Origin of the sequence: Luteimonas sp. TWI596 (genome assembly GCF_039674105.1) — a bacterium.
Lineage (GTDB): Bacteria > Pseudomonadota > Gammaproteobacteria > Xanthomonadales > Xanthomonadaceae > Luteimonas.
The window spans coordinates 101,166-115,963 of sequence record NZ_JBDJMU010000008.1 but is presented as its reverse complement, the minus strand read 5'-3'; the positions used below and the strand labels follow the sequence as shown (position 1 = coordinate 115,963).

General features: G+C 69.4%; 7 protein-coding genes. All 7 read left to right on the top strand.

Translation table 11 applies throughout. The annotated features are described in order from the left end of the window. A complete protein-coding gene (gene zipA, locus ABE487_RS08280) occupies window positions 1-747 on the top strand; it encodes a cell division protein ZipA (RefSeq protein ID WP_346445455.1) in 747 nt (248 codons plus the stop codon). Between the two features lie 10 nt (window positions 748-757). Continuing rightward, on the top strand, window positions 758-1,180 hold the full coding sequence (gene fosX, locus ABE487_RS08275; RefSeq protein ID WP_346451479.1) for a FosX/FosE/FosI family fosfomycin resistance hydrolase: 423 nt from the start codon (window positions 758-760) through the stop codon (window positions 1,178-1,180). A 131-nt stretch (window positions 1,181-1,311) separates the two neighbouring features. Continuing rightward, window positions 1,312-3,816 (top strand): NAD-dependent DNA ligase LigA, encoded by a 2,505-nt coding sequence (ligA, locus tag ABE487_RS08270; protein ID WP_346451478.1) that lies wholly within the window; start codon window positions 1,312-1,314, stop codon window positions 3,814-3,816. After that, on the top strand, window positions 3,813-4,790 hold the full coding sequence (epmA, locus tag ABE487_RS08265; protein WP_346451477.1) for an EF-P lysine aminoacylase EpmA: 978 nt from the start codon (window positions 3,813-3,815) through the stop codon (window positions 4,788-4,790). Before ligA ends, epmA begins: the two co-directional genes overlap by 4 nt. Window positions 4,791-5,650: 860 nt before the next feature. Continuing rightward, complete coding sequence (gene mtnA / locus ABE487_RS08260; RefSeq protein WP_346447746.1) at window positions 5,651-6,709, top strand: S-methyl-5-thioribose-1-phosphate isomerase; 1,059 nt, start codon at window positions 5,651-5,653, stop codon at window positions 6,707-6,709. Between the two features lie 261 nt (window positions 6,710-6,970). Further along, window positions 6,971-9,697 carry a DNA gyrase subunit A gene (gene gyrA / locus ABE487_RS08255; protein ID WP_346444304.1) on the top strand — a complete coding sequence of 909 codons (2,727 nt, stop codon included), beginning with the start codon at window positions 6,971-6,973 and terminating at the stop codon, window positions 9,695-9,697. A gap of 124 nt (window positions 9,698-9,821) precedes the next feature. Beyond that, complete coding sequence (locus ABE487_RS08250; RefSeq protein ID WP_346451476.1) at window positions 9,822-14,750, top strand: alpha-2-macroglobulin; 4,929 nt, start codon at window positions 9,822-9,824, stop codon at window positions 14,748-14,750. The last annotated feature ends 48 nt before the right edge of the window (window positions 14,751-14,798 follow it).

Here is a 14,798-nt window from a genome sequence, read left to right as displayed (position 1 = left end):
ATGACCGATGAGTGGATGCTGCGTATCGGAATCATCGTCGCCGGCGCGCTGCTGATGGCGGCGATCTGGTACTTCGGGACGCGCCCGCGCGGCGGACAGGGGCGGCGCATCGCGCCCGCCGAGGACGCACGACGCGAGCCGACGCTCGGCGCGCAGCTCGAGCGCGAACTGGGCGAGGGTGAGCAGGCGCAGGCGCCGGGCGACGGTGACGCGGTGCAGGCGGAGATGGACCTGCTCGACCGCACGGTCGGCACGGTCTCGCCCAACAGTGAGCTGGGCAAGCGCAACACCGACGACTTCGACAAGATCGTCACGCTGTACATCGCCGCGCGTGCGGGCAGCGTGCTGCGCGGGCCGGACATCGTCGTTGCGGCCGAGAAGACCGGCCTGACCTACGGCCATATGAACGTGTTCCATCGCCTCGTCGACGGTCACCCCGAGCGCGGCCCGATCTTCAGCGTCGCCAATATCCGCAGCCCCGGCAGTTTCGAGATGGCCGAGATCCAGACCCTGGAGACGCCGGCGATCGCCTTCTTCCTGACGCTGCCCGCGCCGGTCCGTGCGCTCGATGCCTGGGACACGATGCTGCCGACCGCCGAGCGCATGGCCGAACTGCTCGACGGCGTGTTGCTCGACGAGCAGCGCAATGCCCTGGGCCGGCAGCGCATCGCCGGCCTGCGCGACGAACTGCGCGCCTGGGACCGCGAACGCGACGCGCCGCCGGTGACCCGCAGCCCGCGCTGGTGATGACGCGCGGATGTCGATCCGCGGCATCAGTCACCTGACCTTCGTCGTCCGCGACCTCGCGCGCACAGCGCGACTGCTGGTCGAGGGGCTGGGCGCGACGGAGGTCTACGACAGTGGCGACCGCCCGCACGCGTTGTCGCGCGAAAAGTTCTTCGTGCCCGGCGGCGTCTGGATTGCGGTGATGGAAGGCGAGCCGCCGGCCGAACGCAGCTATGGGCATGTCGCGTTTTCGGTGAATGCCGACGATCTGCCGGGTTACCGCGTCCGGCTCGAAGCGCTGGGTGTGGAGATCCGGCCTTCACGGCCCCGGATCGCAGGCGAGGGCGACTCGCTGTACTTCCACGACTTCGACGATCATCTCTTCGAGTTGCACACGGGCACACTGGATGCGCGGCTCAGTGCCTATCGCGAGGGGGCCGAGCCGACGCGCTGACGCCGATGTGATCGATCGATTCGACGGCGCCGGGGACCAGCGCCTTCCCTCGTGAACGGGGGAGCGCTGTGTCGGCCGAGCAGACCCGATCGCGACTCGCGCGCCAACCCCGTCGTCCTACAATTCCGGGCATGCCCAAGTCCTCTCCTGCCGAGCGCGTCGCCGAGCTGCGTGCACGCATCGAAGATGCCAACCATCGCTACTACGTGCTCGACGACCCGTCGATCCCGGATGCCGACTACGACGCGCTGATGCGCGAGCTCGAGGCGCTGGAGACGGCGCACCCCGAGCTCGCCAGCGAGGATTCGCCGACGCGCACGGTCGGCGCGCGGCCCGATGGCGGATTTCCCGAAGTCCAGCACGCGATCCCGATGCTGTCGCTGGCCAACGCGTTCGAGACCGCGGGCCTGCCCGACGACGCCGACGACCGCACGCGGTTTTCCGAGGTCGCCGACTTCGAGCGTCGGATCGAGCAGAAGCTCGACATCGCAGCCCCGGTGTTCTCGGTCGAGCCCAAGCTCGACGGCCTGGCGATCAGCCTGCGCTACGAGGACGGGGTGTTCGTGCAGGGCGCGACGCGCGGCGACGGGACCACGGGCGAGAACGTCACCGCGAACCTGCGCCAGGTGCGCGCGGTGCCGCTCCGGCTCCGCCTCGACGGGGCGCCTGCGCCCGCGGTGCTGGAGGTGCGCGGCGAGATCTACATGCCGCGCAAGGCGTTCGCGGACTGGAATGCCAGGGCGCTGGACAACAACGAGAAACTGCTCGCCAACCCGCGCAATGGCGCGGCCGGTTCGCTGCGCCAGCTCGACCCGGCGGTCACGCGCCGCCGGCCGCTGGCGTTCTTCGCCTATTCGATCGGCGAGGTGCGCGGGCTGGAACTGCCCGAGACCCATTCGCAGACCCTGGCGTTGCTGCGCGGGTTCGGATTTCCGGTCGCGCCCGAGGTCGACACCGCCACCGGCTTCGACGGTTTGATCGCCTACTTCCGTCGCATCGGTGCGCTGCGCGACGACCTGCCGTACGACATCGACGGCGTGGTCTACAAGCTCGACGATTACGACCAGCAGGCGACGATGGGCTTCGTGTCGCGCTCGCCGCGCTGGGCGCTGGCGCACAAGTTCCCGGCGCAGGAGCAGTCGACGCTGCTGCGCGCGATCGAGGTGCAGATCGGCCGGACGGGCGCAGTCACCCCGGTCGCGCGGCTCGAGCCGGTGCAGGTCGCCGGGGTCACGGTGACCAACGCCACGCTGCACAACGCCGACCAGATCGCGCGGCTCGACGCGCGCGAGGGCGACACGGTGATCGTGCGCCGCGCCGGCGACGTGATTCCCGAGATCGTGCGCGTGATCGAAGACCAGCGTCCGCCCGGGACAGTGCCGTGGACGATGCCGGCCGCATGTCCGGTCTGCGGCTCCGAACTGGTGCGCGAGGACGGCGCCATCGCCTGGCGCTGCAGCGGCGGCCTGGCGTGTCCGGCGCAGCGCAAGGAGGCCGTGCGGCACTTCGCCTCGCGTCGCGCGCTGGACATCGAGGGCCTGGGCGACAAGCAGGCCGAGGCCCTGGTCGAGTTCGGCTTCGTGCATTCGCCTGCCGATCTCTACGCATTGACGGTCGCGGATCTCGTGCGGATGAAGACCGCGCTCGACGCCGCGACCGCCGCCGACGTCCAGCAGGCGATCGCCGACAGCAAAGGCGGGCTGGTGCTCGATGCCGAAGGCGCGGCCGTCCTGGCCGAGGAAGCGCCGGTCTGGAAGGACGCCGTGTTCCTGCGCGCGCACTTGACCGTCGAGACCGGCGGCAAGCTCGCCACCAAGTGGGCCGAGAACCTCGTCGCCGGCATCGACGCCAGCCGCCACACCACGCTGGCGCGTTTCCTGTTCGCGCTCGGCATTCCGCACCTGGGCGAAACGACGGCCAAATCGCTGGCGCAGTGGCTGGGCACGCTCGAGTTCATCCGCAGCACGCCCGCGGTGTTGCTGCAGGCGCTGCCCGACATCGGCGGCGAGGTCGCCCGCTCGATCGCGACGTTCTTCGAGCAACCCGGCAATGTCGCGGTGGTCGATGCGCTGCTCGCGGCCGGGCTGCATTTCTCCGATGAAGCGGCGCCGTCTGCCGAGCTGCGCGATCGGCTGGATCTGGCGCACCTGCTGGCCACGTTGCCGGTCGACAAGCTCGGCGGCAAGAGCGCCGAGCGCCTGGCGCAGACCTACGGCACGCTCGCGGCGCTGCTGCGTGCGAACGAAAGCGGCTGGGCCGGTGCGGGTGCGTCCAGCGCGGGCGCGGCGAATCTTGCGGCGTACCTGGCCGACGACCGGGCGCGCCAAGCGCTCACCGACGCCGACGCGGCGATGCAGCGCGTGCTTGCTGCAGCCCCCGCGCGTGCGATGCGCAGCAGCGGCCCGCTCGACGGCAAGAGTGTGGTGTTGACCGGCACGCTGGTGTCGATGACCCGCGACGAAGCCGGCGAGAAGCTCGAAGCGCTGGGCGCGAAGATCGTCGGCAGCGTGTCGAAGAAGACGTCGCTGGTCGTTGCCGGCGAGGCGGCCGGCTCCAAGCTCGACAAGGCCCAGGCACTGGGCGTGGAGATCTGGGACGAGGCCGCGCTGCTGGCGTTCCTGGAGGCGCAGGCGTGAGCGTGCCGAGCGGACCGACTGCGTCGTTCGAGGCGCTGCGCCTGCGCGCGCGCCTCAACGCCGTGTTGCGTGGCTTCTTCGCCGAGCGCGACGTGGTCGAGGTCGAAACGCCGGTGCTCTCGCGTGCCGGTAATACCGATCCCAACGTCGCCAGCTTCGCCACGCGCTTCGGCGGCCATGTCGATGCCGGGCCGCCGCTGCGCTGGATGCGCACATCGCCCGAGTTCCCGCTCAAGCGGTTGCTGGCCGCGGGGTTCGGCGACTGTTACGAACTGGGTCGGGTGTTCCGCGACGGCGAGGCGGGGGGGCGCCACAACCCCGAGTTCACGATGCTCGAGTGGTACCGCGTCGGCTGGGACCATCGCCGGCTCGCCGCCGAGACCGTCGCGCTGGTGCAGGCTGCCCTGGCGTTGGTCGGGCGCCGGGCGGACGTCGTGGAGACCGACTACCGCACGCTCTACCGCGAGCAGTTGGGCATCGACCCGATGACCGCACCGGAGGCGGTACTGCGGGCGGCCCTGGGCGACGTGCGGATCGATCCGGACGGCCTGGGCCGCGACGACTGGCTCGACCTGCTGATGACCCATCGCCTCCAGCCGGCCAATCCCGCCGACCGCATCCTGGTCGTGCACGACTATCCGGCCTCGCAATGCATGCTCGCGCGGATTGCCTCGCGCGACGGCGTGCCGGTGGCCGAGCGTTTCGAGCTGTACCTGGGGGCGCTGGAGCTGGCCAATGGCTATCACGAACTGGCCGACGGCGCCGAGCAGCGGGCCCGCTTCGAGCGCGACCACGCGGTGCGCACCGCACGCGGCGCGGCGCTGCCGGCGATCGACGAGGCGCTGCTGGATGCACTCGATGCCGGCTTCCCCGACTGCGCCGGGGTCGCGCTGGGTGTGGACCGGTTGATGATGGCGATGCTGGAGACGTCGCGGATCGCGGAGGTGATCGCGTTCGATTTCGCGAGGGCGTAGCTGTTTGCTTTGCTTTGCCGTTGCAGTTGCCGTTGCCGTTGCAGTTGCCGTTGCTCTGCTTTTGCTCTGCTTCTGCTTTTGCTTTGCCTTCGAGCCGTAAAGCGAGCCGAGCACCGGAGCCTGGCGTGGCCGAAGAGCAGCCCTTGTTTGAGCGTAGCGAGTTTGGGCTGCGTGCCCCGTCGGCCGAGAAGCGCAGGGGACCGCCGCGGTTGTATCGCGGCGGATCGCGTCCGGCGAAAGGACCTTTTGGTTTCTTTTGGGTCCCTCCAAAAGAAACTCGCCCGCGCAGCGGGTGAAAGCCGTGCACGTGCCTTGGCATTGGCTTTGCCGCTTTGGTTTGTTTTTAAGGAAGAAGCGGGAAGCAAGATCAAGTCCACAGCTTCCGCGCGCGACGCGCGCGGCTTACTTTTGTCTTGGCAAAAGTAAGCAAAACCGCCGTCGCCGGACGCGATCCGCCGCATGAAGCCGCGGCGGTGCCCTCCGCGCCTCGCCTGGCGCGGCACGCAGCCCAAACTCGCTGCGCTCAGACAAGGGCTGCTCTTCGGCCGCGCCAGGCTCCGGTGCTCGGCTCGCTTTACGGCTCGATACATCAAAAGCTCGAAGCCAAAGCCAAAGCCAAAGCCAAAGCCAAAGCCAGAGCCAAAGCCAGAGCCAAAGCCAGAGCCAAAGCCAGAGCCAAAGCCAGAGCCAAAGCCAGAGCCAAAGCCAGAGCCAGAGCCAGAGCCAAAGCCAGAGCCAGAGCCAGAGCCAGAGCCAGAATCGAGCAGGGCACCGAGGTCTGGTGGGTTAGGAGCGGGGCGCGGGAGCCCCCAAGCGGCCTGCTCAACAGCAATCCAACCGCCCCGAACTACAATGCCCCCATGAACACATCCCCCCTCGATTTCGATCGCTACGACCACATCCGCCCGATCCTGTGGACCGGCGACACGCTCGAACTGCTCGACCAGCGCAAGCTGCCGTTCGTGGTCGAGCATGCGACCTGTACGACCAGCGACGAGGTCGCCCAGGCGATCCACGCGTTGACGGTGCGCGGCGCGCCGGCGATCGGTATCGCGGCCGCTTGGGGGGCGGTGCTGGCGGCGCGCGAGATCGAGGCCGACGACGGCGCGGCTGCGCTGGCCAAGCTCGAGCCGGCGCTGCAGCGGTTGAACGCTGCGCGCCCGACTGCGGTGAACCTGGCCTGGGCCTTGGCGCGCATGCGCCGGGTGCTGGCGGCTGCAGGCAGCGACTGGCGCGAAGTGCTGGCGCGCGAGGCGCAGGTGATCGCCGACGAGGATCTCGCCGCGAACCGCCACATGGGCGCGCTCGGCGCGGCGTTGATCGCGCCGGGCAGCGGGGTGCTGACCCATTGCAATACCGGCTCGCTGGCCACCGCCGGCTTCGGCACCGCACTGGGTGTCATTCGCGCGGGCATGGCGCAAGGACGCATCGCCAAGGTCTTCGCTGGCGAAACACGGCCGTGGCTGCAGGGCGCACGGCTCACAGTGTGGGAACTGCAGCAGGACGGCATCGACGCGACACTGATCGCAGATTCCGCCGCCTCGCACCTGATGAAGGGCGGCTTCGTGCAGTGGGTGGTGGTCGGCGCCGACCGCATCTGCGCCAACGGCGACACCGCCAACAAGATCGGCACCTATCAGCTGGCGATCGCCGCCCGCCACCATGGCGTGAAGTTCATGGTCGTCGCGCCGTCCTCGACCGTCGACATGGACACGGCGTCGGGCGAGATGATCGAGATCGAGCAGCGCGACCCGGGCGAGCTGTTCGGCCTGGGCGGCAGCCGCACGGTCGCCGACGGCATCCAGGCCTGGAATCCGGTGTTCGATGTGACGCCGGGAGCGCTGATCGACGCGATCGTGACCGAGCGCGGGGTCGTCGAGCGCCCGACGACCGAGGCGATGCGCGTACTGTTTGGCTGAGGCGTGGCGCCTTTGCGCGATCGGCGGCGGTGCGTCCGATCGGCGGCATGTCGGCCGGAAAGCGGGCCAGGGCCCGAAAATACCGCACCGTATCGAGCCAAGTGCTTGTTTTTACGTCGGAAACCCTGGGCCGGGCATGGCATTTGTGCTATGATTTCCTGTCATTTTGATCGCGTCGCCGGCGGCCGGTACGCGCAGCGTCGGCGCCTTGCGTCGATGCCGGAAAAACCGGGCCGCGCAGACAGGATGCAAGCCCTCTAGATGGTCGATTCCGCGAAAGAAATCATTCCCGTCAATCTCGAAGACGAGATGCGCCGCAGCTACCTCGATTACGCGATGAGCGTGATCGTGGGGCGCGCGCTCCCCGACGTCCGCGACGGCCTCAAGCCGGTCCACCGCCGCGTGCTGTTTGCGATGAACGAGCTCGGCGCGCACAGCAACAAGCCGTACTACAAGTCGGCGCGTATCGTCGGTGACGTCATCGGTAAGTACCACCCGCATGGCGACCAGTCGGTCTACGACACGCTGGTGCGCATGGCCCAGCCGTTCTCGCTGCGCTATCTGCTGGTCGACGGGCAGGGCAACTTCGGTTCGGTCGACGGCGACTCGGCAGCGGCGATGCGTTACACCGAGGCGCGCATGTCGCGCCTGACGCACGAGTTGATGGCCGACATCGACAAGGAAACGGTCGATTTCCAGCCCAACTACGACGAGAAGGAGCTCGAGCCGTCGGTGATGCCGACGCGCTTTCCGAACCTGCTGGTCAACGGCTCGGCCGGTATCGCGGTCGGCATGGCGACCAATATCCCGCCGCACAACCTGGGCGAGGTGGTCGACGCGCTGATCGCGTTGATCGACAACCCCGAGATCGACATCGACGGGTTGATGGAATACATCCCCGGCCCCGATTTCCCGACCGCGGGCATCATCAACGGCGTGGGCGGCATCCATTTGGCCTACCGCACCGGTCGTGGCCGCGTGCGCATGCGCGCCAAGGCCGAGGTCGAGGTGGCCGACAATGGCCGCGAGTCGATCATCGTCACCGAGATTCCGTACCAGGTGAACAAGGCGCGGTTGATCGAGAAGATCGCCGAGCTGGTCAAGGAAAAGAAGCTCGAGGGCATCAGCGAGCTGCGCGACGAGTCCGACAAGGACGGCATGCGCATCTACATCGAGGTCAAGCGCGGCGAGTCGGCCGAGGTCGTGCTCAACAACCTCTACTCGCAGACGCAGATGGAGTCGGTGTTCGGCATCAACATGGTGGCGTTGGTCGACGGCCGCCCGCAGTTGCTGAACCTGCGCCAGATCCTCGAGGCGTTCGTCCGCCATCGCCGCGAGGTGGTCACCCGCCGGACGATCTTCGAGCTGCGCCGCGCCCGCAACCGCGCGCACATCCTCGAAGGCCTGACGGTCGCGCTGGCCAACATCGACGAGATGATCGAGCTGATCAAGACCTCGGAGAATCCCAACGTCGCCCGCGAGCGGATGCTCGCCAGGCGCTGGGACGCCGGGCTGGTCGGTGCGCTGCTCGCCGCCAGCGGCGCCGAGGCCTCGCGTCCCGAGGACCTGCCCGATGGCGTGGGCCTGATCGACGGCAGCTACCAGCTGACCGAGGCCCAGGCGCAGCAGATCCTGGAAATGCGCCTGCACCGCCTGACCGGGCTGGAGCAGGACCGCCTGACCGACGAGTACCGTCAGCTGCTGGAGACCATCCGCGGCCTGATCGAGATCCTCGAAGATCCTGACGTGCTGCTGGAGGTGATCCGCACCGAGCTGCGCAACGTCAAGGCCGAGTTCGGCGACGAGCGCCGCAGCGAGATCCGCGCCAGCGAAGAGGATCTGGACATCCTCGACCTGATCGCGCCCGAGGACGTGGTGGTCACGTTGTCCCATTCGGGCTACGCCAAGCGCCAGCCGGTCAGCGCCTACCGCGCGCAGAAGCGTGGCGGCCGCGGCCGCAACGCGGCGGCGACCAAGGACGAGGATTTCATCGAGCAGCTGTGGCTGGTCAATACCCACGACACGCTGCTGACGTTCACCAGCGCCGGCCGCGTGTTCTGGCTGCCGGTGCACCAGCTGCCCGACGCCGGCCCGAACGCGCGCGGGCGGCCGATCATCAACTGGATTCCGCTCGAGGCCGACGAGAAGGTGCAGGCCGTGGTGCCGGTGCGTGAGTACGTCGAAGGCCAGTACGTGTTCTTCGCCACCCGCAGCGGTACGGTCAAGAAGACCCCGCTGACCGAGTTCGCCTACAGGCTGGCGCGCGGCAAGATCGCGATCCGCCTCGACGATGGCGATGCGCTGGTCGGCGTCGCGCTGACCGACGGCGACCGCGATGTGCTGCTGTTCGCCTCCAATGGCAAGACGGTGCGCTTCAGCGAGAACCGCGTGCGCTCGATGGGCCGCACCGCCGGCGGCGTGCGCGGCATCCGGCTCGATGCCGGCGAGCACGTCGTGAGTCTGATCGTCGCCGAGAGCGCGGGCGGCATCGAGGACGAGACCTTCGAGGAGACGGTCGAGGACGCGGCGCCCGAAGCGAGCGGTGAGGCCAACGGCGAGGCCGTGGTGGTCGAAACCGGCGCCGGCGAGGATATCGGCTACATCCTCACCGCGACCGAGAACGGCTACGGCAAGCGCACGCCGCTGTCGGAGTACCCGTGCAAGGGCCGCGGTACGCGCGGCGTGATCGGCATCCAGACCACCGAGCGCAACGGTCGCCTGGTCGGTGCGGTGCTGCTGCGCAACGCCGACGAGGTGCTGCTGATCTCCAACGGCGGCACCCTGGTGCGCACCCGCGCCTCGGAGATCGCCCGGGTCGGCCGCAACACCCAGGGCGTGACCCTGATGCGCCTGTCCAAGGACGAGCGCCTGCAGGGCATCGAACGCGTCGATGGCGCGATCGACGACGAGACCGCCGACCCGATCGCACCGCCGCCTGCGGGCGACGCCCCGGCCGCCGCCATCGACGCCCAGACGCCCGACGCCTGACGGCGGCGCCAAACCGGGCCCGAAACCGGGGTCAGCGGGCTTTTCGCAAGGACAAGGCACTCTGACCCCGGTTTCGGGCCCTTTGCATTCCTATACTGCGCCGGTTGCCAGGCGGGGAATTGGAATGTCGATCAGAGTGTGGGGGCGCATTGGCGCCCGTTGCGTCGCGGTGCTGGCCCTCGTGGCGGCAGTCGCGTTCGTGGCCGGCTGCCGGCGCGATGCCGGTGGTCAGGTACCCGCCGCAGGCGGCGAGGCGATCCGCACCGAGCGCGCGCAGGTCGAGGGCTTCGGCCTGGCGCGGGCGTTTCCCGACCAGCATGATGGCGCGCTGTCGCTGGCGCTCGAGTTCTCGCAGCCGTTGGTCGGCACGCAGGATTTCGATGCGCTGGTGACGTTGGCCGACAATGCCGGCCGTGACGGCAGCTGGACGCTCGACGATGACGGCAAGGTGCTGCGCTTCCCGCACGTCGAGGCCAACCGCGACTACACAGTGCGCATTTCCGGCACGCTGACCGCGGCCGACGGCAGCACGCTGGGCCAGGATCTCGAGCGCAAGGTGTTCACCGGCGATCTCGACCCGGTGGTCGGCTTCGCATCGCAGGGCAGCGTGCTGCCGGCGAAGGAATCGCGTGGCCTGCCGATCGTCTCGATCAACGTCGACGAGGTCGATGTCGAGTTCCTGCGCGTCGACGACGCTTCGCTGCCGGCCTTTTTCGCCCAGTACCAGCGCGGCGGTCGGCGCGGCAGTTGGGACCTCGACGATCGCTACGGCTACAGCGGCCGCACGCCGCTGTCGAAGCTGGCTCAGCCGGTCTACGTCAATCGCTTCTCGATCGACGGTGCGCGCAACGAGCGCGTGCTGACCTACCTGCCGCTGCAGGGCATCAAGGAGCTGCAGCAGCCCGGGCTGTACTTCGTGGTGATGAAGCGCACCGGTGCGTTCGCCGACCAGTTCGAGACCGCGTTCTTCACCGTCAGCGACATCGGCCTGCACGCACGCGCCTACCGCGAGCGGATGTTCGTACATACCGCGTCGCTGCAGGACGGCGCGCCGATCGGCAATGCCGAGCTCAAGGTCCTCGACGGCAAGGGCGAGACGGTCTTCCGCGCCAAGACCGACGCGCGCGGCAATGCAATGCTCGACTACACGCTCGACGCAGCGCATGTGCTGGTCGCCACCCGGGGCGGCGACGTGTCGATGCTGCCGTTCAACCAGCCGGCGCTGGACCTGTCGGAGTTCGCAGTCGGCGGCCGGGCGCAGGCCTGGTTCGATGTGTTCGCCTGGTCGGGACGCGATCTCTACCGCCCCGGCGAAACGGTCCGTGTCTCGGCGCTGCTGCGCGACCAGGACGGACGCCCGGTGCAGGCGAAGGACGGCCGCGCGCAGACCTTGTTCGCCCGCCTGCGCCAGCCCGATGGCAAGACCTTCCTCGAACGCCGCATCGAACCGGGCGAGGGCGGCTACGTCCGGTTCGAGCAGGAGATTCCGGTGGATGCGCCGACCGGGAGCTGGCGCGTGGAGTTCCGCACCGATCCGGCGAGCCGCGAGGCGGTGCAGGGCATGACCTTGCGGATCGAGGAGTTCCTGCCTGAGCGGATGAAGCTCGACCTCGACGCCGCGCAGGCGACGCTGCGCCCGGGTCAGCCGCTGCGGCTGCAGGCGACCGGCGCCTATCTCTACGGCGCACCGGCGGCGGGCAACCGCTTCACCGCCCGGCTGGCGGTCGCTGTCGAGCGCACGCCGGTCGAAGGCCTGCCGGGCTTCGTCTTCGGCGACCCGACCGTGACGCTGCCGCGCGAGGCCAAGGATGTCGTCGATCAGGCGCTCGATGCGCAGGGTCGCCTGCAGGTCGATATCGCGTTGCCCGACGAGGCCCGACCGGTCACGCCGATCGCCGCGATCGTCTCCGGCAGCCTGTTCGCAACCGGCGGGCGCAGCGTCAACCGCACGCTCAAGCGGGTGCTGTGGCCAGCCGAGGCGCTGGTCGGCGTGCGCCCGTTGTTCGATCCTGACGACGGCGCCGACGCCAACGGTACGGCACGCTTCGAACTGGTGCGCGTGGGCCAGGACGGCAAGCCTCGGCCGCTGCAGGGCCTGAAGGTGTCGCTGGTGCGCGAGCACCGCGACTACCACTGGCGCAACGACGACGATGGCTGGCGCTACGAGTACACGCAGCGCTTCGAGACCGTGGACACGCGTAGCGTCGATGCCGGTACCGCGGCCGCGCGCTTCGATGTGCCGGTGGAGTGGGGCGAGTACCGCATCGATGTCGAGGACCCGCAGACCAAGCTGGTCTCGCGCTATCCCTTCCGCGCCGGCTGGGGCTGGGACGACGACAACCGCGGGCTCGACGCGCGCCCCGACAAGGTCAAGGTCGCGCTGGACAAGACCGGCTACCGCGCCGGCGACACGATGCGCGTCACGGTCACGCCGCCGCATCCGGGCAAGGGCCTGCTGATGGTCGAAAGCGACCGCATGCTCTATCTGCACGAGATCGATGCCAAGCCGGGCAGTACGTTCGAGATTCCGGTCACCGAGGACTGGGAGCGTCACGACGTCTACGTGACCGCGCTGGTGTTCCGCGGCGGCAGTGCCGCGAGCGCGGTCACGCCGGCGCGTGCGGTGGGCATCGCGCATGTGCCGATGCAGCGCCGCGAGCGCCGGGTCGCGGTCGGGCTGCGCGCGCCGGAACAGATCCGCCCCGAGGGCCCGATGCAGGTCACTGTGAGCGCACCGGAACTGGCCGGCCAGTCGGCCTGGGTCACGGTGTCGGCGGTCGATGTGGGCATCCTCAACATCACCCGCTTCCCGGTGCCCGACGCCTGGCGGCATTTCTTCGCGCAGCGCCGGTTCGGCGTCGATGCCTACGATGTCTATGGGCGGATCATCGAAAGCTACGAGGGCGGCACGGCGAAGCTGCGCTTCGGCGGTGACGCGCCGCTGGCCTCGCTGCCGCAGGCCCGTCGCCCCACCGCACGCGTGCAGACCGTCGATCTGTTCGCAGGCCCGGTGAAGCTCGACGCCCGCGGCAATGCGCGCGTGCCGCTGCAACTGCCCGACTTCAACGGCACACTGCGGGTCTCGGCGCTGGTGTTCTCGGCCGATCGCTATGGCAGCCGCGACGTCGAGACCCTGGTGCGGGCGCCGATCGTCGCCGAGGCCAGCATGCCGCGGGTGCTCGCGCCCGGGGACCGCAGCACGGTGACCCTGGACCTGACCAATTTCAGCGGCCGGGCAGGCGACTTCGACGTCCGCGTCGACGGCGTGGGGCCGCTGGCGGTCGGCGAGGGCAGTCGTCGCGTCTCGTTGGCGGCTGGCGGCAAGGCAACGCTGCGCTTCCCGGTGACCGCGCAGCCCGGCTACACCGTCGCCAAGGTCCGCGTGCGCGTCGATGGCAACGGCCACCGGGTCGATCGCAGCTACGACCTGCCGGTGCGGCCGGCGTGGCCGGCGGTGTTGCGCTCGAGCACGCGGGTGCTCGACGGCGCCACGCCGCTGACCCTCGACACCACCACGATGTCCGGGCTGATGGCCGGCTCGGTCACGGCGCGGATTTCGGTCAGCGCGCTGCCGCCGATTCCGTTCGCGGCCGCGATCGATGGGGCGTTGCACTATCCCTACGGTTGCGCCGAGCAGACCACCAGTCGCGGTTACGCGGCGCTGCAGCTCGACGATGCCACCGTCTCGATGCTCGGCATCCGCGACATCGATGCCGGCAAACGGCGCCGGGTGGTCGAGGCCGCGTTCGGGCGACTGGCGGCGATGCAGGTCGGCACCGGCCACTTCTCGATGTGGGGCAACGACGGCGACGTCAATCCGATGCTCACGCCGTACATCGTCGAGTTCCTGCTCGACGCCCGCGACGCCGGTTTCGCGGTGCCGGAAGCCGTGCTGCAGAAGGCGCTCGAGCGCTTGTCCGAAGACCTGTTGTCGGGCGGCGACGGGTTCTACGGCCAGAACGAGCGCGACCACCTGCGCTTCGCCTACCAGGCCTACGCCGGCTACGTGCTCGCGCGGGTCAACCGTGCGCCGCTGGGCACGCTGCGCGGGCTCTACGACAACGAGCGCGCGAAGACGCGGACCGGCCTGCCGCTGGTGCATCTGGGCCTGGCGCTGTCGCTGCAGGGCGACAAGGCCCGCGGCGAGCGGGCGATCGACGCCGGTTTCGCGTTCAAGGGCGACCGTCCGGGCTATCTGTGGGACTACGGCTCGCCGCTGCGCGATGCCTCGCTGATGATCGCGCTGACCCACGAGCGCGCCATGGCCAAGTCCGCCTACGACGCCCGTGCGGTCGACATCGGCCGCGAGATCGACGCCCGTCGGCAGCGCAGCTGGATGTACCTGAGCACCCAGGAGCAGATCGCGATCGCGCGGCTGGGCCGGGCGCTGATGGCCGATCAAAGCCGCCGGGTGTCGGGTACCCTGCAGGAGGGTGAGGTCGAGGAGGCGATCGCCCCGGCGGCGATCGTCGGGCGTGCCTTCGACGAGGCCGGGCTGCGTCGCGGCGTGCGCTTCGTGCCCAAGGGCGAACCGCCGATGTACGCCAGCATCGACGTCGCGGGTGTGCCGCTGCAGGCGCCGGCCGCCGATGCCAGTGCGCTCAAGGTCGAGCGTCGGCTCTACGGCACCGACGGCCAGCCGTGGACGCCCGGGCCGCTGACCGAAGGCGAAGCGCTGATCGTCGCGGTCTCGGTGGTCGCCGACCGCGACATGCCCGATGCGCTGTTGACCGACCTGTTGCCGGCGGGCCTTGAGGTGGAGAACTTCAACCTCGGCGACGGCAAGCAGTGGGCCGACGTCGTGGTCGACGGCATCCGGATCACCGAACGTGGCAGCCAGGCGACGGTGCAGCACGAGGAGTACCGCGACGACCGCTTCGTCGCCGCGCTCAAGCTCGACAGCGGCCGCACCGCACGCGTGTTCTACCTGGTCCGCGCGGTCAGCCCCGGCACCTACACCGTGCCGCCGCCGCTGGTCGAGGACATGTACCGGCCGCAGCTGCGCGGCGTCGGCGTTGCGACGCCTGCGACGATCACGGTGGTCGAGCCCTGAGCGCGCAGGCGAAGCAACGGGGGGCGGCGCGCGCTGTGCGATGGCTGG